Source organism: Pseudonocardia cypriaca, assembly GCF_006717045.1.
GTDB classification, from domain to species: Bacteria; Actinomycetota; Actinomycetes; order Mycobacteriales; family Pseudonocardiaceae; genus Pseudonocardia; species Pseudonocardia cypriaca.
Genome location: NZ_VFPH01000003.1, coordinates 601,384 through 620,441, shown reverse-complemented (window position 1 = coordinate 620,441; position 19,058 = coordinate 601,384). Strand labels below are relative to the sequence as shown.

17 protein-coding genes and 1 pseudogene are annotated in these 19,058 nt (G+C 73.3%); 14 read left to right on the top strand and 4 right to left on the bottom strand.

The features are described from left to right. Window positions 1–29 precede the first annotated feature (29 nt). The 5 genes from FB388_RS34595 (at window position 30) to FB388_RS34575 (ending at window position 6,575) form a co-directional block, all read left to right on the top strand. Window positions 30–3,968 (top strand): sensor histidine kinase, encoded by a 3,939-nt coding sequence (locus tag FB388_RS34595; protein WP_170225971.1) that lies wholly within the window; start codon window positions 30–32, stop codon window positions 3,966–3,968. Then, window positions 3,965–4,387 (top strand): roadblock/LC7 domain-containing protein, encoded by a 423-nt coding sequence (locus tag FB388_RS34590; protein WP_142106887.1) that lies wholly within the window; start codon window positions 3,965–3,967, stop codon window positions 4,385–4,387. Before FB388_RS34595 ends, FB388_RS34590 begins: the two co-directional genes overlap by 4 nt. A gap of 356 nt (window positions 4,388–4,743) precedes the next feature. Further along, window positions 4,744–5,190 (top strand): DUF742 domain-containing protein, encoded by a 447-nt coding sequence (locus FB388_RS34585; protein ID WP_246122688.1) that lies wholly within the window; start codon window positions 4,744–4,746, stop codon window positions 5,188–5,190. Beyond that, on the top strand, window positions 5,171–5,779 hold the full coding sequence (locus FB388_RS34580; protein WP_142106885.1) for a GTP-binding protein: 609 nt from the start codon (window positions 5,171–5,173) through the stop codon (window positions 5,777–5,779). Before FB388_RS34585 ends, FB388_RS34580 begins: the two co-directional genes overlap by 20 nt. 106 nt (window positions 5,780–5,885) lie before the next feature. Next, window positions 5,886–6,575 carry a hypothetical protein gene (locus FB388_RS34575; protein ID WP_142106884.1) on the top strand — a complete coding sequence of 230 codons (690 nt, stop codon included), beginning with the start codon at window positions 5,886–5,888 and terminating at the stop codon, window positions 6,573–6,575. Here FB388_RS34575 and FB388_RS34570 read toward each other — a convergent pair. After that, the gene (locus tag FB388_RS34570) at window positions 6,534–8,756 is read right to left on the bottom strand and encodes a helicase-associated domain-containing protein (protein WP_142106883.1); all 2,223 of its coding nucleotides are present in this window, start codon (window positions 8,754–8,756) and stop codon (window positions 6,534–6,536) included. The two genes, FB388_RS34575 and FB388_RS34570, sit on opposite strands and share 42 nt — an antisense overlap. A 51-nt stretch (window positions 8,757–8,807) precedes the next feature. Here FB388_RS34570 and FB388_RS34565 point away from each other — a divergent pair, with 51 nt between their 5' ends. Both FB388_RS34565 and FB388_RS34560 read left to right on the top strand, forming a co-directional pair. After that, window positions 8,808–9,008: a hypothetical protein gene (locus FB388_RS34565; RefSeq protein WP_142106882.1), complete on the top strand. Its 201-nt coding sequence runs from the start codon at window positions 8,808–8,810 to the stop codon at window positions 9,006–9,008. A gap of 41 nt (window positions 9,009–9,049) precedes the next feature. Continuing rightward, window positions 9,050–9,589 (top strand): nucleotidyltransferase family protein, encoded by a 540-nt coding sequence (locus FB388_RS34560; RefSeq protein WP_246122687.1) that lies wholly within the window; start codon window positions 9,050–9,052, stop codon window positions 9,587–9,589. Between the two features lie 28 nt (window positions 9,590–9,617). Here the strand turns inward: FB388_RS34560 and FB388_RS34555 are convergent, their stop codons facing one another. Beyond that, window positions 9,618–10,511, bottom strand: coding sequence for a LysR family transcriptional regulator (locus tag FB388_RS34555; RefSeq protein ID WP_142106881.1), 894 nt, complete (start codon window positions 10,509–10,511; stop codon window positions 9,618–9,620). A gap of 84 nt (window positions 10,512–10,595) precedes the next feature. Here FB388_RS34555 and FB388_RS34550 point away from each other — a divergent pair, with 84 nt between their 5' ends. Continuing rightward, the gene (locus tag FB388_RS34550; protein ID WP_142106880.1) at window positions 10,596–11,471 is read left to right on the top strand and encodes an alpha/beta fold hydrolase; all 876 of its coding nucleotides are present in this window, start codon (window positions 10,596–10,598) and stop codon (window positions 11,469–11,471) included. A 95-nt stretch (window positions 11,472–11,566) separates the two neighbouring features. On the opposite strand, the gene FB388_RS34545 is transcribed toward FB388_RS34550, so the two are convergent. Then, window positions 11,567–12,181: a LysM peptidoglycan-binding domain-containing protein gene (locus FB388_RS34545; protein WP_142106879.1), complete on the bottom strand. Its 615-nt coding sequence runs from the start codon at window positions 12,179–12,181 to the stop codon at window positions 11,567–11,569. 403 nt (window positions 12,182–12,584) lie between these two features. Between FB388_RS34545 and moaC the strand changes: the two genes are divergently transcribed. Beyond that, entirely contained in the window at window positions 12,585–13,064 is a 480-nt protein-coding gene (gene moaC, locus FB388_RS34540; protein WP_220257732.1) for a cyclic pyranopterin monophosphate synthase MoaC, read from the top strand. A gap of 20 nt (window positions 13,065–13,084) precedes the next feature. Further along, window positions 13,085–13,983 (top strand): annotated as a pseudogene (locus FB388_RS40985) (molybdenum cofactor biosynthesis protein MoaE). An 18-nt stretch (window positions 13,984–14,001) separates the two neighbouring features. Here FB388_RS40985 and FB388_RS34525 read toward each other — a convergent pair. After that, window positions 14,002–14,361 (bottom strand): transglycosylase family protein, encoded by a 360-nt coding sequence (locus FB388_RS34525; RefSeq protein ID WP_142106875.1) that lies wholly within the window; start codon window positions 14,359–14,361, stop codon window positions 14,002–14,004. A gap of 503 nt (window positions 14,362–14,864) precedes the next feature. On the opposite strand from FB388_RS34525, the gene FB388_RS34520 reads away from it, so the two are divergent. From FB388_RS34520 to FB388_RS34505, 4 genes are all read left to right on the top strand, one after another. Beyond that, window positions 14,865–15,767 carry an AAA family ATPase gene (locus FB388_RS34520; RefSeq protein ID WP_142106874.1) on the top strand — a complete coding sequence of 301 codons (903 nt, stop codon included), beginning with the start codon at window positions 14,865–14,867 and terminating at the stop codon, window positions 15,765–15,767. Window positions 15,768–15,769: 2 nt separating this feature from the next. Continuing rightward, window positions 15,770–16,900 (top strand): vWA domain-containing protein, encoded by a 1,131-nt coding sequence (locus tag FB388_RS34515; RefSeq protein ID WP_142106873.1) that lies wholly within the window; start codon window positions 15,770–15,772, stop codon window positions 16,898–16,900. Beyond that, on the top strand, window positions 16,893–18,008 hold the full coding sequence (locus FB388_RS34510; protein WP_142106872.1) for an XdhC family protein: 1,116 nt from the start codon (window positions 16,893–16,895) through the stop codon (window positions 18,006–18,008). The genes FB388_RS34515 and FB388_RS34510 overlap by 8 nt, the downstream gene beginning before the upstream one ends. Before the next feature lie 133 nt (window positions 18,009–18,141). Next, window positions 18,142–19,053, top strand: coding sequence for a S1C family serine protease (locus FB388_RS34505; RefSeq protein ID WP_142106871.1), 912 nt, complete (start codon window positions 18,142–18,144; stop codon window positions 19,051–19,053). The last annotated feature ends 5 nt before the right edge of the window (window positions 19,054–19,058 follow it).

The window sequence follows — 19,058 nt, the reverse complement described above, 5'->3', positions numbered from 1 at the left end:
TCGCCGGCAATCCACAGGGGGACGTTGACGTGACCAGCACCGAGACCAGGCAACCCTGGTCCGAGCGGCTGAACCCGCGCAACTGGACGCTGACCGTCAAGCTTGTGGTTGTCGGGATAGTTCCCGCACTGCTCGCTCTGGTCCTCGGCGTCCTGCGCGTCTCCGACCAGGCGGGGGTAGCTGCCGAGCTCGGGCAGAGCACCCAGCTGCTCGACGTACGGGAGCGGGTGGCGAGCACCGCCGACGCCCTCCGCGAGGAACGGGACGAGTCCACGCTGTTCGTGGCGGGTGAGCGCAAGGGCGACCGCGGCGTCCTCGAGATCGGCTTCAACAAGAGCGAGGCCGAGGCCGAGGAGATGCTCACCGCACTGGAGGGTGCCGAGGGCCTCGAGTCCACGAGCCTCTCCGCGCTCGCGCAGACCAAGGTGCAGATCGGCCAGCTGCAGAACCTGCGGGCCGACGTCACCGACAACCCGGGCATCGGGGCCAGGCAGATCCTCGACCGCTACGGCGAGGTGGTCACGAGCCTCGACGTCCTCGACCGCGCCATGCTGCGCGAGGTGCGGACGCCGGGCACCGCAGGCCTCGCCGACGCGCTCAACGCCGTCAACGCCGCCCGCGAGCAGCTCGCCGAGCAGCACACGATCCTCGGCGCCGGCATCCGCGCGGGCAACCTGTCGCCCGCCGACGCCAACGAGGTCGCAACCGACACCGAGCTCGACGGGGCGTTCCGCGACTACCGCGCCGCGCTCACGGCAGAGCAGCTCGCCCGCTTCGGCAACTTCCTCGACGACGCCGCCAACGCCCAGCGCGAGCGGATCGAGGCGGCCATCGTCGCCACCCCGCCGAACCAGCCGATCGCGGTGCCTGCCTACGAGTGGGACACCGCCTACCACGGCTCCCGCGCCGCCGTCGACCGCGCAGGCGACCTCCTGCGGAACGAGCTGGTCGCGGCGAGCGTCGCGACCGAGGAGCAGGCCAGCAACCTCGCGGGCGTCAACGCCGTGGTCCTGATGCTCGGCCTCCTGGCGGGCATCGCGGTCGCCGTGCTCCTCGCCCGCGCCCTGATCCGGTCGCTGCGCGTGCTGCGCTCCTCCGCCCTCGACGTCGCCGAGCGGCGGCTCCCCGAGGCCGTCGAGCGCATGCGCGCGGGGCAGACCCCGGACGTCACCGTCGACCCGGTGCCGCTCGTCGGCCGCGACGAGGTCGGCCAGGTGGCCCGCGCGTTCGACGCGGTGCACGGACAGGCCGTCCGCCTCGCCGCCGAGCAGGCCTCCCTGCAGGCCGGCGTCAGCGCGATGTTCGTCAACCTCTCCCGCCGCAGCCAGGCGCTCGTCGAACGCCAGCTGCAGCTGATCGAGCAGCTGGAGAGCAACGAGCAGGACTCCGACCAGCTGGCGAACCTCTTCCAGCTCGACCACCTCGCCACCCGTATGCGGCGCAACAGCGAGAACCTGCTGGTCCTCGCGGGCACCGACCTCGCCAAGCGCAACATCGCGCCGGTGCCGATGGTCGACGTGCTGCGGGCCGCCGTGTCGGAGGTCGAGTCGTACCAGCGGATCGTCGTGCAGACCCCGCCCACGGCCACGGTCGCCGGGCGCGCGGCCTCCGACGTCGTCCACCTGCTCGCCGAGCTGCTGGACAACGCCACCAACTTCTCCCCGCCCGACTCCCAGGTGGTCATGAGCACCACCCGGGCCACCGACGGCTCCATCGTGGTCGAGATCGCCGACCGTGGCGTGGGCATGGCCGAGCACGAGCTGGCCGACGCCAACCAGCGCCTCGGCGGGCCGGCATCCGTCGACGTGTCCGCGTCGCGGCGCATGGGCCTGTTCGTGGTCGGTCGACTTGCGGCTCGCCACGGCATCAACGTCCGGTTGAGCAGCTCCACGGGCGGCCAGGGGTCGGGTCTCACCGCACTGGTCTCGGTCCCGGCGCACCTCATCCCGTCCATCGAGCCGGTCGAGTCGAGCCGCACCGCGGGTCTCCCGCTGGTCGCGGGTGCCGCGGGCGGGCGTCCCACGGTGCCACCGCAGCGCGGGGCCAACGGCACCGCGCGCAGCGGTGGGCTATCCGCGCTGATCGCGGGCACCGACGGCACCGCCAACCCCACCGGTGTCTTCGACACCCCGGTGGGCGGCGACGGCCAGCTGTTCACCCCGCCACCCAGCCAGGGCGGCAGCACGCCGCCCTCCCTGCCCAGCAGGCGCCCGGGATCCACCCTCCGCCCGGGCAGCCCGTCCGGGCCGGAGAGTGGCGAGAGCGGCTCCGACCCCGCGGACGAGCAGGCTCGCGAGGTGGCTGCGCAGGCCCGTCGCGACCAGGAGGCCGCGGCGGCACGGGCCGCGGCGGCGCGCGCCGAGGAACAGGCCGGCACGAAGCAGGAGCAGGCCGGCGCCGAGTCCCGCAACGGCCACCCCGTCGGCCTCACCGGCAGCCCCGACCAGCTCGGCGGCGCCGGGCAGGCCACCGGCGCCGAGCGCGACGCGCAGGCGGAGAAGCCGGTGAACGGGCACGGCGTGTCGCCCCTCGCGCCTTCCACCGGCTCCGAGCTGCCGCGACGCAGGCCGAGCCGGGGGCTGTCGCCGCAGCCCGCGGCGGAGCAGACCCCGTCCCAGCAGCCGGCCCAGCAGCAGCCCGCCCAGCAGCAGCCGGCGCAGCAGCAGCCGGCTGCCGAGGCGGGCCAGGCTCAGCCCACTGCCGCCCAGCCGCCTGCCGTCCAGTCCCGGCCGGGGCCGTCGCCCCGGCAGGCCGAGGCGGAGCAGCGGGCCGCGGCCGAGTGGGCCGCGCCGTCCCACCGGGAGCGGGAGAAGCCGGAGCAGCAGTTCGGGCGCGAGCGCCGCAGCGACGACGCGAACGCCGCGGTGTCCCCGCCCACGATGCCGATGCCCGTGGTGCGCCGTGGGCCGGCGGAGTCGCAGCAGACCCCGTCGCAACAGCCCGAGGCCCGGCCCACCGAGTCGCAGCAGCCAGCACCGCAGGAGGAGTCCGCGGCGGCAGAGGCGGCGCCCCAGCCCGCCGCACAGCCGGAGGACCTGGCGCCCCGGCAGCGGGACGTCCAGCAGCCCGTGGCTCAGCAGCCGGCTCCGCGGCCCACACCGCGGCCCACACCGCGGCCGTTCGCCCAGGCCGGCTCGGCGCCGGCCCATGAGCAGGCGCTGTCCAACCAGCCGGAGCGGCCGCCGGCGGACGCCGACGCGTTGTTCGCGCCCAACGTGCCGGTCATCTCGGAGCCGAACGGCCGTGGTCTCGGTGGCCGCCCGGAGGGCAGCGGGTTCGACCTCGGCGAGACCACGCCGATCTTCGAGGAGATCGCCTCTGCGTGGTTCCGCTCGAACCGGCAGATCCCGGTCGAGTACGAGCAGCAGCAGAACGGCACCCAGCAGCAGAACGGGCCTGCCCAGCCGAGCGAGTCCGCTCTGCCGAACCGCGCCGGCCGGCCCGAGACGGCGGCGGCGCCGACGCCGCCCCCTGCTCCGCCGGTCGCACCGCCTCAGCCCGCGCCGCAGCCCGTGCCCCAGCCCGCGCCCCAGCGCCTGCCGCGGCCCGCGCCGTCCCCCCGGCCGGCCCCGCCCCCGGTGCCGGCACCGCCGCCGCCGCCCACGGAGGAGGTGCCGATCACCCCGGCGCCCGAGCCTGAGCCCGTCGAGCAGGAGTTCGCGAGCTTGGCCGACGAGGGGTGGCGAGCAGCCAGCGGCGCGCTCGCGGAGCGCCAGGAAGAGCTCACTTCGGCCGGGCTGCCCAAGCGCCGGCCACGTGCGCGGCTGGTGCCCGGCAGTGCAGGATCTTCCGTACTGGCACCTCCCGCAGGTTCCATGCGCAGCGCGGAGAGCATCCGCGGCCGTCTCGCGAGCTACCAGCAGGGCGTTCGTCAGGGCCGCGAGAGCAGGATGCGCGGCGATCAGCAGCACAACGGTGGTACGGATCCCGCCAACGCGGGTGGTAATCACGACGAGGAGTCCTCATGACGGCGCCACAGATCCAGCCGAGCCGGTTCGGATGGCTGGTCACGAACTTCGCGGAGCGGGTGCCCGGCGTGGCACACGCCATCGTCGTGTCCGCAGACGGCCTTCTGCTCACCGCATCCGACCGGCTTCCACGGGACCGAGCCGACCAGCTCGCCGCGGTGGCGTCGGGTCTGGTCAGCCTCACCCAGGGTGCGGCGCGCTGCTTCGACGCAGGCGGTGTGGTCCAGACGGTCGTCGAGATGGACCGCGGCATCGTGCTCCTGATGTCGATCAGCGACGGTTCCTGCCTCGCGGTGCTGGCGTCACCCAGCTGTGACATCGGCCTGATCGGATATGAGATGACGTTGTTGGTCGACCGGGTGGGTCAGCTGCTCACGCCCGAGCTGCGCGCCGAACTGCAGGGCACGTTCGGCCGCTGAGCGCACCTGGTTGACCACTCGTCGCAGCCACCGATCGGCAGGAAGCAGGTGAATGTTCTTGTGAGCGAGCTTGCGAGCGAATCAATGTCACTGCGCCTGCGCGAAGCGCTGCCTGAGTATCGGGGGATGGCGGCCGGCGGAGCCGGCGGGGCGGGTACGCACAGAGAGGCCATGCGATGAGCTCGGGTCCCGATGACGAGCGCCGGCAACCTCCGGAGCCGACTTTCGCCGACGTGATGAACGGCTTCAGCTTCGACGCCGGTCGTTCATCGCGCCGACGGCGATGGGGTCGTAAACGGGGTGCCGACGTCGACGCTCCTGACAGCGCCGTTGCCGACGCTTCCGCTTCAGCGGCAATGGCCCTGCCGCAGCCCGCGCCGGTCCAGCAGGCACCGACGGGGCAGTCGCCCACCGCGCCGATCGATCTGCGCGGGGTCCCGGTGGAGCAGGGCGGGGTGGAGGCCGGAGCCTCGGCCGTCCGGCCGTACGCGTGGACCCGTGGCCGCACGAAGTCCGGCCTCGACCTGGCCATCGAGGCGCTCGTCTCCACCAGCCAGCGAGCCAAGGACCAGATGGGCCTGCTGCAGATGGAGCACCGGGCCGTCGCGGAGCTCTGCGAGCAGACGCGATCGGTCGCAGAGGTCGCGGCGCTCCTGTCGATCCCGCTCGGCGTGGCCCGGGTGGTGCTGGGTGACATGGTCGGGCTCAACCTGGTGACCGTGCACCAGACCGCGAGCAGCGCCGGCAACGAACCGGACCTCGCACTGATGGAAAGGGTGTTGAGTGGACTCCGTCGGCTCTAGTTACCCCAGCCGGCCTCCGATCGCGACCGCGGCCACGATCTCCGCCAAGATCGTGGTGGCAGGCGGCTTCGGTGTCGGCAAGACGACGTTCGTCGGCTCGGTGTCCGAGATCATGCCGCTCACCACCGAGGCCGTGATGACCGAGGCCAGTGCGGGCGTGGACGACCTCGCTGCCACGCCGAACAAGCAGACCACCACGGTGGCGATGGACTTCGGTCGTGTCTCCCTCGACGCCGACCTGATCCTGTACCTGTTCGGCACGCCCGGACAGCACCGTTTCTGGTTCATGTGGGACGACCTCGTGCGCGGGGCGATCGGCGCGGTCGTGCTGGTCGACACCCGCCGGCTCGCCGACTCCTTCGCGGCGATCGACTTCTTCGAGGACCGTGGGCTGCCGTACATCGTCGGCCTGAACTGCTTCGACGGGCTGCTCCAGCACCGCATCGAGGACGTGCGGGAAGCGATGTCGATCGACCACAACATCCCGATCGTCAGCTGCGACGCGCGCAACCGGCAGTCCACGAAGCAGACGCTGATCACGTTGGTGGAGCACGCCATGCACCACCGCATGCACGCAGGCGCTCGCTAATCCAGATCGGCTCTCACGCTCGAGAGCACTGCTCTTGACGGGCAACACCGCGTGGGAGAGACTGCTCTCATTCGAGAGCACTGCTCTCCCGCGCTGAGGAGCCCGCATGACCGTCCGGACCACCCCTGTCGTCGGCGACCGGTCGAGAACGGCGGGCGCCGGCGGGGCCTTCGTGGCCGCGGGGTCCCTGTTGTTGCTCTACCCGGCGCTGCGTCCGTGGGCGGACGTCACCGCCGAAGGGACGCCGGCGGCGTTCACCTCACCGGCCTGGGTCCCGGCTCACCTCGCGGCGGTCGTGGGGTTCGCCCTCATCGCGTTCGCCCTGTTCGTGGTGCAGGCCGCCCTGGCCGGTAGCGGCGGCGCTCGCGTGGCGAGGTGGGCCGCGGTGCTGTGGGCCGCGGGTGCGACGTTCGTGCTGCCGTACTACGGCGGGGAGGCGTTCGTGCTGCCCGTCATCGGCGAGCGCATCGTCCGCACCGGCGACACCTCGCTGCTCGAGCTGGCCGAGGGGTTCCGGATGGGACCGTGGCCCGCCACGACGTTCGTCGCCGGGTTGCTGCTGCTCGCCGCCGCCGGCGTGCTCGTCGCGGTTGCGGTGGCCCGCTCCGGCGCTTTCCCGCGCTGGGCAGGCGTTCCGTTCGCGCTCGCGTTCGCGCTGTACCTCCCCCAGTTCTTCGGGCCGCCCGCGCTGCGGATCGGGCACGGTGTCCTCGTGGCGGCCGGCTGCCTGGTCCTCGCGGTCGCGGTGCGCCGCTCAGCCGTCCTCGACCAGCGCGATGCTGGTGATGCGGTGTAGCGGCACGCGATGCACGTCGCCGCTCACCGTGTCCCGGCCCTCCACCACGCCCGCTCCGACGGAATGGGGCGCCAGCACGCGCTCGCTCGCCACGCCGTGGGCGTCGACGAACCCGATCCAGACGCTGCGGTGTGCCGCAGCCGCCGAGCGGAGCAGGTCGAGGGTCGAGCCGTTGGCGGCCGCGGCCCCTCGGCGGACACCCGCCATCGCGTCACCCGCGCGCATCCGCGACACCAGGGCCGCGAGCTGCTCGGCGTCCGGTTCGGGCGGGCCGCTGCGGCCCGTGGCGCGGCGGCGGGGGGACGTGCGGCGGCCGCGGTCGGTCAGGTCCAGCACGGCCCCACCGGTGTCCTCCGCCGCCGGGCTGAAGCCGGCGGCCCGCAGCCCGTCCAGCACCTCGACGAGCGGTAGCGAGGAGACGAGCACGGTCGGGGCGATGCGCCGCAGCTCGAGCGCGCCCGTGCTGGGGTGGGCGAGCACCTCGGAGACGAGCACCTCGTCGTCGGAGCGCAGGAACGACGATGCAACGCCGCCGCGGAGCTGCCCGTGCCGGCGTGCCACGTCGTCGACGAGATAGGTGAGGCCCTGCGGCACGGGGGTGGCCGAGCGCTTCGCGAACAGCTCGTGCAGGTCGGCGGCCGAGCGCCCGGCGTCGAGCGCGCGGCGGATCGTGGCTTCGGTGAAGCGGTACACGGTGGCCCCGCCCGCCGACTCGACGTCGGCCACCAGGTCCAGCTCGCGCGCCAGCGCGGTTTCCAGCGGGCCGGGGGCCACGGCCGTGAGGTCGGCCTGCAGGAGGACGTGGTCGACCGGTTCGGGCAGCGTGACGCGCAGGGCGGCCACGAGCCGGTCCGGGTCGGTGAGCAGAGCGCGGCCCGGCCCGGTGATGGCGTCGAGGGCGACCACCCCCAGCACAGTGGCCTCCGCAAGCACCCATGCGACGAGCTCGTCGCGCAACCGTCCACCGCGCCGGGGGGCCCGCCAGGCGAGCAGGTCGGCGAGCGCCGCGGCCGACGCGGGTGCGGTGCCGGGCGGGAGCTCTGCGAGGCCGGCGAGCACCCGGCGCCGGTCGCGGGGCGCGAGCGGGCGGCGGACGCCGTCGGAGAGCGCCGAGATCGCGCGGCCGGCATCGTCCTTGCGGCCGATGAGGCCCGGCAGCCGCGGCAGGTCGAGCCAGGTGCGCGCGATGGTGGACCAGCGGATCTCCGGTCCGCCGGCGGCCCACACGTCCGCGGTGGTGGTGGGCACCCAGTCGGGAGCCACCCCGTCGCTCTCGCCCACGAGGTCGGCGCCGAGGGCGAGCTCGACGAACAGGGCCGCGGTGGCCTCGTCGGTGTCCATCTCACGTGCGGCCCGGCGCAGCTCGCGCACGCCGAGGCCGCCGGAACGCAGCACGGGTGGCGGTGTGTGGGCCCAGAAGGCGATGAGCAGGTCGAGCCGGCGCAGCACCTCGAGCGCGGCGCCACCGGCCGTGCGGTCGACCAGGTCGGCGCGGCGGTCGATGGCGCCGATGTCCGGGGGCGCGACCGGGATCTGCCCCATGGGGCGCTCGCCGCGCAGCGCGAGGCCCACCTGGCGGGGCAGCTCGACGGTCTCGGAGTCGACGCGCAGCAGCAGCCCGCGGGCGAGCAGCCGCCCGACCGGGCTGTCCGGGTCGGTGCCCGACCGGCTGCGCCCGATCGGCGGGCCGGTGGCGAGCGCCTCCAGGACGCGCCGCTCCTCGGGCGTGACGGCGGCGAGCAGCTCAGGCAGCGCGGACGACCCGGCCGGCCCGGAGGCGGGCCGGCCGAGGCCGCCGGGATGCCGCGGCACCACCTCGCGAGCGGCCGGCACGAGCGAGAGCTCGCCATCGGGGCCCCAGAGCAGTGCGCGGTCGCGCAGCGCCCGGAGCGCCCCGTCGAGCGTGGCGGCGGGCAGGTCGGGGCCGAGGAGGCGGGACAGCTCGGTGGCGGCGACGGGCGCGGTGTCCGCGTCGGCCACGACGGCGGCCTCCAGGACGGCCAGCGTGACGCTGTCGAGGTCGTCGCAGGCGCGGTGCACGGAGGCGCGGACGCCTGCGCGGGTGGCGAGCACGACGAGGTCCGCCGGCGGCGGCACCGACAGGTCGGGGCGCAGCCGCAACAGCGTGGAGAGCATCTCGTCGTCCTGGGCGCGCAACCAGTCGACCAACGGCACGGGCATCGCTTCCACGGTAGTCCGCGACGGCGCGGCGATCGGTACGGGATACTGCTGATGACCACCGATAACGAGGAGGACACCGTGGCCGAGCGCTCGCGCCGGATCGACCCGACGTGGCCGGACCTTCCCGACGGCGCGCACCCCGTCTCCGAGCTCGCCAGCCCGGTGCAGGGCTCGCTCTCCCCGTTCGGGGACGTGGAGTTCCCCCTCGACGAGGTGCCCTACGTCCACCCCCAGACGGAGATCAACCGATAGCCCCCGCCGGGCTTCTGCTGGCCGCGGGCGCCGGGCGCCGGATGGGCCGGCCGAAGGCGCTCGTCCCGCTCGGCGGCGAGCCGCTGGTTCGGCGGTCCGTCCGCGTGCTCGACGACGGGGGCTGCGCGCCGCTCGTCGTGGTGCTCGGAGCGGCCGCCGATGACGTCCGGGCGCTGCTGCCCCCCAGCACGCACGCGGTGGTGGCCGCGGACTGGGCCGAGGGCATGGGTGCCTCCCTGCGTGCCGGGCTCGCCGCCGTCGACCGGCTCGACCCGGTGCCGGACGCCGTGCTCGTGCACCTGGTGGACCTGCCCGGCGTCACCGCGGCGGCCGTGGCGCGGCTCGCCGCCCTCGCCGAACCCGCCGCGCTCGTCCGAGCCGCGTACGGCGGGCGGCCGGCCCACCCGGTGTTGCTCGGACGCGACCACTGGCCGGGCGTCCGCTCCGCGGCCACCGGCGACTCCGGGGCACGCAGCTACCTCGCCGGCCACCCGGATCTCGCGCTCGTGGAGTGCGGCGACCTCGCCGCCCCCGACGACGTCGACACGCCCGAGCAGCTGGCCCGCTACGAGCGGACCTGACTCCCGGCACATCGGATCTCGTCCGCTGTCACATCTTGTCGGCCAGCTCGTCGGCGGCTTCGACGGCGATGTCGATGGCTCGGGCCGCGAGTGGCGATCGCGTGCGATGGGCGGGCCAGTGCAGGTACAAGGTGCGGGCGGGCGATGGCTGCAGCTGGTGGATGCTGAGCCGGTCGTCGGACCACACGTCGGCCCCGTGGAGGGCGAGCCACGGCAGCACCGCCGAGCCGATGCCCGCCCGCACCATCGACAGGATGGCTTCGTGGCCGGTGGTCCGGAACACGATCCGTGGCCGCGCACCGTCGCCGGCGAGCGCCCGCTCCAACCATCTCTGGTGGAAGGTGGGAGGCCAGGCGACCATCGGAGCACCGTCGAGCAGTTCGACCCCCACCGGGCCATCGGGGTACGCGCCGATGCCTGCCACCAGGAGGTACGGCTCGTCGAGCAGCTCGACGTGCTCGACGTCGCCTTCGATCCGGCCGTCGTAGAACAAGAGGTCGAGATCTCCGATCTGCGGCTCCTCCGGTGCCACCTCGAAAAGCCTGATGTCGCAGCCGGGGTGCTCGTCCAGCAGCCGGCGCACGACGGCCGGCAGGATCAGGTTGGTCACGCCCTGGAAGGTGCCGATGTCGATCCGGCCGCTACCCGCCCTGAAGCGATCGACGGCGTCGGCCAGCGCCGCTGCCTTCGTGAGCAGATCGCGCCCGTGGGCCAGGACCACCTCGCCGAGGGGAGTGATCCGCACCGGCCTCGGGCCTCCGGGCCGGTCGAAGACGGCACCACCGACCGCCTTCTCCAGCGCGGCGATCTGCTGGCTCACCGACGACTGGGTGTAACCGAGCCGGGTGGCCGCTCGCCCGAACGTTCCTTCCTCGGCGATGGCGGCCATCGTCCTGAGGTGGCGCAGCTCGACGTCGCCCATGGCAGCAGAGCATAGCCGATAGCGATCGACTCGATCGGAAACGATCGCTTTTCCAGATGCACTTGCGGTCCTATGGTCATCGACATGACGACCTACGGCACAGCGGGGACATCGGTGGAGCGCCACAAGCAGTTCGTCCAGGTCAACGGGGTCGACCTGTGCGCCGAGACGTTCGGGGACCCGGCCGATCCGGCGATCCTGCTCATCATGGGCGGCGGAGCCTCGATGGACTGGTGGGAGGACGAGTTCTGCGAGCGGCTGGCGGCGGGGCCGCGATTCGTCATCCGGTACGACCACCGTGACACCGGCCAGTCGGTCGGCTACGAGCCCGGCTCCCCCGGGTACACGGGCCGGGACCTCGTCACCGACGCGGTCGGGCTGCTCGACGCCTTCGGCCTGGACCGCGCCCACATCGTCGGTCTGTCGATGGGCGGTGGGATCGCCCAGGCCATGGCCGTCGACCACCCCGGCCGGGCGGCGTCGCTCACCTTGATGTCGACGAGCGCGGGCGGCGATGATCTCCCGCCGATGTCCGCGGAGCTCCAGGCGGCCTTCTCCGGGGCCGTGGCCGAGCCCGACTGGACCGACCGGGCGGCCGTGATCGACTACCTGGTCGAGGACGCCCGTCTGTACGCGGCCCCGTCGCGCACCTTCGAGGAGGAGGCCATGCGCGCACTCCTGAGCCGGGTCTACGACCGCACCGCCAACATGGCCTCGGCCATGAACCACTTCATGGTCGACGGCGCCGGCGGGTCGCGGGAGGATCTCGCTGCGGTGACCGCTCCGACCCTCGTGTTGCACGGCACCGAGGACCCCTTGTTTCCGTCCGAGCACGGGCGTGCACTGGCGAAGGCCATCCCGGGCGCTCGGCTGGTGCTTCTCGAACGGACCGGCCACGAGATCCCCGAGGTGGCCTGGGACACCGCGATCCCCGAGATCCTGCGGCACACCGCCGGCTAGAGCGTGTCGGCCGTTCGTCCCTCGTCCAGGACGGTCACCTGCTCCGGGACGACGTCAGCACGCACGCGGCCGAGCGGTCCCGGAGCAGGGGTGGGTCAGAGGCTGAGCCGCTGGCCCGGGACGAGGGAGTTCGGGTTGCCCTTCAGCGCCGGGTTCTTCTCGACGAGCGCCTTCCAGCCGCCGGCGACCTTGTTGGCCGACGCGATCCGGCCGAGCGTGTCGCCGCGCTTGACGACGTAGTCGCCGGTCGTCTTGGTCTCCTGGGCCGCCAGGCGGATCTGCTCGCCGGAGTCGCCCGACTTGCGGGCGGGGGCGGCGTCGCGCTGGGTGGAGGACAGGCCGCGCACGCCCGTCTTGCGGGAGCAGGTCGGCCATGCGTCCCAGCCCTGCTTGGCGAGCACCCTCTCGGCGACGACGATCTGCTGCTCGCGCGAGGCCTGGTGGGCGCTGGAAGCGAACTCCTTGCCGCCGAAGCCCCGCCACGTGGACGGGGTGAACTGCAGCCCACCGTAGAAGCCGTTGCCGGTGTTGATGTTCCACCGGCTGCCGCTCTCGCACTGCGCGAGCTTGTCCCACGCCGAGTCGGGAGCGGCGTTGGCCGGAGCAGCGACGAGCAACGGGGCGCCTGCGACGGCGCCTGCGACGGCGGTACGGGCGAGGGTTCGACCGGTCCTGCTCGGGGCACGGTGTCGGCCGCGGTAGCGGGCCATTGGGCAACTCCGCGCGCTGCGCATCCGGACGACGACCGCCGGGGAGCTGGCGGTGCGGCCTGCTTCGACCGCGGTCCGTTTCCTGTCCCACGCTTCGTGTGGGGGCGGGGGCCGGGATCGCCGGACAGGGGAGCGCTGCGATTCCCGGGGTCCGTCCGGATCTGGGGCACCCGGCCGAACCGAGGAGGGACGTTACGTCCGGTTCCGCGGATCTGAAACCCCCGCGGCCGGCTCCCAGATGGTGGGACCGGTGCATGAACGGACGCTGAACACGCGATCAGCGCAGGTCAGTCCGGACACCGGCATCAACGTCCAAGATATTTTCAGGTTGTCAAGTAGTGACGCAGATCACCTCTCGGGCCGGTCTCGGCCCGGTCACGTTCAAGGTCGTAGGGTGCCTGTCGTGGACCTGACCCACGTCGACGCAGCCGGTGCGGCCCGCATGGTCGACGTCACCGGCAAGGAGGCCACCGCGCGCACCGCCGTGGCCACCGGACGGCTGCGCACCACCGCCGAGGTGGTGGACCTGCTGCGCCGCGACGGGTTGCCGAAGGGCGATGCGCTCGCCACCGCCCGGATCGCCGGGATCATGGGCGCCAAGCGCACGCCCGACCTCGTCCCGCTGTGCCACCCGATCGCGCTGAGCGGCGTGGTGGTCGACCTCGAGGCAGATGGTGACGAGGTCCGGATCCGGGCCACCGTGCGCACCACCGACCGCACGGGCGTCGAGATGGAGGCGCTGACGGCCGTCGCCGTCGCCGGTCTCACGCTGCACGACATGGTGAAGGCCGTGGACCCGGCGGCCGTCCTCGACGCGGTTCGCGTCGAGCGCAAGGAGGGCGGCAAGACCGGCACCTGGACCCGTCCCGAGGACCGGTCGTGACCCCGGAACGGCGGGCGCGGGTGATCACGGCATCCAACCGGGCGGCGGCAGGTGTCTACGCCGACCGCGGCGGCCCGGTGATCGTCGAGTGGCTGCGGGAACACGGGTACGCCGCCTCGGACCCCACGGTCGTGCCGGACGGCGAACCCGTGGGCGATGCGCTGCGCGCAGCCGTCGCCGACGGCGTGGACGTCGTGATCACGACCGGCGGCACCGGCATCTCGCCGACCGATGCCACACCGGAGGTCACGCGGGCCGTGCTCGACTACGAGGTGCCGGGACTGGCCGACGCGATCCGGGCCGCGGGTGCCCCCGCGGTGCCGACGGCGGTGCTGTCGCGCGGGTTGGCCGGCGTCGCCGGGCGCACACTGGTCGTGAACCTGCCCGGATCGACAGGTGGAGTTCGGGACGGCCTCGCCGTGCTGGCCGGGGTCCTCGACCACGCCGTCGACCAGCTGCGAGGAGGGGACCACTGATGACCGGAACCGGAACCGGGGCAGCCGTGCTGCGCGCCGAGGTCGGAGAGGCCCCGCTCGACGTCGCGGAGCACGCGGCGCTCGTCGACCAGGCCGCCGCGGGGGCGGTGGTCACGTTCGCCGGGGTGGTGCGCGACCACGACGGCGGACGGGCCGTGCGCGGCCTGGAGTACAGCGCCCACCCGACGGCCGGGAAGATCGTCGCCGACGTCGCGGCGGACGTCGCGGCCAGGTCAGCCGGGGTGCGGGCGATCGCGGTGAGCCACCGGATCGGCCCGCTGGTGATCGGCGACGTGGCGCTGGCCTGCGCCGTCGCCGCCGATCACCGGAAGGAGGCCTTCGCGGCCTGTGCCGAGCTGGTGGACGAGGTCAAGCGACTGCTGCCCGTCTGGAAGCACCAGCTGTTCGCCGACGGCACCGACGAATGGGTCGGATCTGCCTGAGCGGCGTCGTCGGCACGATCAGTCGCGGCCCCGCAGGCCGAGCTTCTTCGAGCAGGACGGCCAGGCCTTCCAGCCCTGGTTCGCGAGGACGCGCTCCGCGACCGCGATCTGCTGGGCCTTGCTGGCCTGGTGCGCCATGCCCTTGCCGCCGTGAGCGCGCCAGGTGCGGTGGTTGAACTGCAGTCCACCGTAGTAGCCGTTCCCGGTGTTGATCTTCCAGTTACCACCGCTCTCGCACTTGGCGAGCTTGTCCCACGTCGAACTCGGGGCCGCGTTCGCGGTCCCGGCGACGGCGATGGGGGCGCCGACCGCAACTGCACCGACGATGGCCAGACGCAGCAGCTTTCGGCCCAGGCGGGAATCGGGTCGAGAAGTCATTTCGGTGTCTCCTGATCGCACCGTCCGAGACGAACGTGCTCGTCAGCGGGCCGTGCGGAGCTCGCTGATCACGTCCTGGCGATCATGAATGGCCCGGGGGGAAACCATCATGAATGCCGTGCTCGGTCCAGTCCCGCCTTTGCTCGACGGACCGGAACCGCGGGACTGGGGGTGGTGCGACGGTTCCGGATGCATTTTTCGATCGAACCTTCCGGCTCGACCGGTCGTTGACGCTACGAGCCGGGTCCCGGAAATCGTCAAACGCTACGAGCGTGAGCAACGTCACGTTAACTTCGCGATTGGGTGAACGGGGATCGGATATGCCCTGGTCAGGACTAGTCTGATCACGGCCCGATCACGGCGAAAGTATTATCTCCAAACCGGAAGTATTACCGATTACGTCACGTCTTCTGGTGACTCACCGTGATCGTCGTGTGACTGAACGAGCATGACCGGGCTCACCAGTAGTGGCTGGCCGCCGGTCCGTCCGTCATGCTGGAACCGTGACAGAACGCCCCTCGAATCCCGCGGGGTCGCCCGCGGAGCTGGCGGCGGCGCTGCGCTCCACCGGCTACCTCGCCGACGACGGACTCGCCACCGCCGCTTACCTCGCCATGCAGATGAACCGTCCGCTGTTCTGCGAGGGGGAACCGGGCACGGGCAAGACCGCGCTGGCGCAAGCCCTCGCCCAGGTGCTGGGCGCCGAGCTGATCCGGCTGCAGTGCCACGACGGCATCGACGCCTCCCAGGCGCTATACGACTGGGACTTCCCCCGGCAGCTGCTGCACCTGCGCGCCCTGGAGGCCGCCGCGTCGGCCACGGGCGAGACCCTCGACGCCGACTCGGTCGAGGCGTCGCTCTACGACCCCCGCTTCCTGCTCGCCCGCCCGATCCTGCGGGCCCTGCAGACCAGCCCGAGCGTGCTGCTGATCGACGAGGTCGACCGCGCCGACGACGAGTTCGAGGCGTTCCTCCTCGAGGTGCTCACCGAGCACGCCGTCTCGATCCCGGAGGTGGGTGAGGTCAGGGCGAAGGAGCCACCGCTCGTCGTACTGACGTCCAACCGCACGCGCGAGGTGCACGACGCGCTCAAGCGGCGCTGCCTCTACCTCTGGCTGGACCACCCGGACCTGCAGCGCGAGATCCAGATCCTGCACTCGCGGCTGCCCGGTCTGCCCGAGCGGCTCGCCGCCCAGGTGGCGGGCGCTGTCCGGAAGCTGCGGCAGTCGGACCTGCTCAAGCCGCCCGGCGTCGCGGAGACGATCGACTGGGCGCGGGCGTTGCAGCTGGTCGGCGCCCGCCACCTCGACGTCGACTCCGCGGCCGCCACGCTCGGCGCCGTCCTCAAGTACCGCGAGGACGCCGACCGCATCCGCGTCCAGCTGGACACCCTCCTCGCGTCCTGAGAATGGGACCCACGGTCACGCCGCAGCCCACGGACCCGCTCCCCGGGCTCGTGGGGTTCACGGTCGTCCTCCGCAACGCGGGGCTCGCCGTCACCACCGACCGGGTGGCGGCCTTCCTCTCCGCGCTCGACGCACTCGACGTCACCGACCGGGCGCAGACGTACTGGGCCGGCCGGCTCACCCTCTGCTCCGACCCGGACGACCTGCCGCGCTACGACCAGGCGTTCGCAGGCTGGTTCGAACCGGGGCGGGGTGGTCGCACCCAGGTGCGCGACGAGCGACCGCCCCCGCCCCCGCGGCTGGCCGCGCTGACGCCGGAGGACTCGGGGAGCGGCGACGAGGGTTCGGACTCCCCGCAGATCCACGCCAAGGCGAGCGGCACCGAGATCCTGCGCCACCGCGACCTCGGTGAGCTCACCCCGGCCGAGCGCGAGCACCTTCGCCGGCTGATGGCGCTCCTGCGACCGGAGATGCCCCAGCGGGTGTCCCGGCGGCTGCGCCCGTCCAAACACGGTGGCACCGATCCGGGACGCACCCTCCGGGCCGCCCTGCGCAACCACGGTGAGCTGCGTGAGCTGCGCAGGCGCGACCGGTCCCGGCGCTCTCGCCGGGTCGTCCTGCTGCTCGACGTCTCCGGCTCGATGGAGCCCTACGCCGACTCGCTGCTGCGCTTCGCGCACGTGATGGTCCGGCGCGCCCCCGGGGCGGTGGAGGCCTTCACCCTCGGCACCCGGCTCACCCGCGTCACCCGCGAGCTGCGGATGCGCGACCCGGAGCGGGCGCTCGCCGCCGCGGCGAAGGCGATCCCCGACTGGTCGGGCGGCACCCGGCTCGGCGAGGTGCTGCGCGCGTTCGTCGACCGGTGGGGGCAGCGCGGGGCGGCGCGGCGGGCCGTGATCGTCGTGTTCTCCGACGGCTGGGAGCGCGGCGAGACCGACGTGCTGCGCGAACAGATGAGCCGGCTCAGCCGGTTGGCCCACCGCGTGGTGTGGGTGAACCCGCACGTCGGCAAGGACGGCTACGCGCCCGTGCAGGGTGGAATAGTCGCCGCCCTGCCGTTCTTGGACGACTTGTTGGCGGGCCACAGCCTGGCCACCCTGGAACGACTGCTCGAGGTGGTACGAGATGCGTGATGTCGTTGATCAGCTCGAGGGCTGGTGGAAGAACGGGCAGACCGCGGCCCTCGCCACCGTCGTCGGGACCTACAGCTCCGCACCGCGCCAACCGGGCGCATCGATGCTCGTCGGGCCGGGCGGTGAGGCCGTCGGGAGCGTCTCGGGCGGATGCGTCGAGGGCGCGGTGTACGAGCTCGGCCAGCAGGTGCTCGGGGACGGCCGTCCGGTGCTGCAGCGCTACGGCGTGTCCGACGACGACGCGTTCGCCGTCGGCCTCACCTGCGGCGGGATCATCGACATCTTCGTCGAGAAGATCGACCGCACCACGTACGACCAGCTCGGCACCGTGGCCGACGCGATCCGCTCCGGCTCGCCGGTGGCCGTCGCCACCGTCGTCGCCGGGCCGGCGGAGCGGCTCGGCAAGCGGCTCGTGATCTGGCCGGACCGCTCCGAGGGCGGCACCGGCTCCGACCGCCTCGACGACGCCGTCCGCGACGACGCCCGCGGCCTGCTCGACGCGGGCCGCAACGCGATGCTGCACTACGGCGTCGACGGCCAGCGCCGCGGAGAGGGCCTCGACGTGTTCGTCGAGTCGTTCGCCCCGCCACCCCGCATGATCGTGTTCGGGGCCATCGACTTCGCCGCAGCCGTCGCCAAGATCGGCAGCTTCCTCGGCTTCCGGGTCACCGTCTGCGACGCCCGGCCCGTGTTCGCCACCGCCTCCCGGTTCCCCGGCGCCAACGAGGTGGTCGTCGAGTGGCCGCACCGCTACCTGAAGGCCGAGGCGGAGGCGGGCCGGATCGACCGGCGCACCGCTCTCTGCGTGCTCACCCACGACCCCAAGTTCGACGTCCCGCTGCTGGAGGTCGCGCTGCGGCTGCCCGAGGTGGGCTACATCGGGGCGATGGGCTCGCGGCGCACCCACGACGACCGCATCGCGCGGCTCCGCGAGGCCGGGGTGACCGACGAGGAGATCGCGCGCATGTCCTCCCCGATCGGCCTCGACCTCGGCGCCCGCACCCCGGAGGAGACGGCCGTCTCCATCGCGGCGGAGATGATCGCGCTGCACTGGGGCGGCGCGGGGTCCCGGCTCGCCGAGCGCGAGGGTCCCATCCACACGAGCTGAGCCACACCGATACCGCGACTCGCGCGCACCCAGACCGCGACTCGCGCCTTGGGCCGCCGGAACACCTGCCGCCCGGCCCGCGTTCTCCTCGTGCACGCAAGACGTGCAACGCTGTAATCGCGAGGAGGTCGTCATGGACGAGCTCGACTCCTACTCCCGAACCGTGAGTGCCGTGGCGGCCGAGCTCACCGGGCGCGTCGCCGCGGTCCGCACCGGCCGCGGAAGCGGGTCGGCCGTCGTGGTGCCGGGTGAGGGGATCCTCGTCACGAACGCCCACGTGGTCGGCGAGGCACGCAGCGGTCGCGCGGACTTCATCGACGGCACCCAGACGCCCGTCACCGTCGTCGGCACCGACCCGCTCTCCGACCTGGCGGTCCTGCGGGCCGACCGCCCGGGCGACCTCCCGCCGCCCGTCCGGCTCGGCGACGCCGACCGGCTCGTCGTCGGCCAGCTCGTCGTGGCCGTCGGCAACCCGCTCGGCCTCGCCGGTTCGGTGACGGCAGGCGTCGTGAGCGCGCTCGGCAGGGCGCTGCCCACCCGCAGCGGCAGCGCCGGACGGGTGGTCGAGGACGTGATCCAGACCGACGCCGCGCTCAACCCGGGCAACTCCGGCGGCGCGCTCGCCGACTCGCACGCCCGGGTGGTCGGCATCAACACCGCGGTCGCGGGGGTCGGGCTGGGACTCGCGGTACCGGTCAACGCCACCACCCGCCGGATCGTGGAGACGCTGCTCGCCCACGGCCGGGTGCGGCGGGCCTACCTCGGCGTGGTCGGGAGCCCGGCGCCGGTGCCCGCGTCGGTGGCGGAGAAGTACGGGCGCAAGAACGGGCTGCGGCTCGCCGAGGTGATCGGCGGCAGCCCCGCTGCTCGGGCCGGGCTGCGGGCGGGCGACCTCGTGCTGGACGTCGGCCGCACGCCCGTCCAGGACGCCCAGGGCATCCAGCGCCAGCTGTTCGGCGACGCGATCGGTGTGCCGCTCCCGGTCACGGTGCTCCGCAACGGGGCGATGGTCGACGTCGTCGCGGTGCCGACCGAGCTCGGCTGACCGTG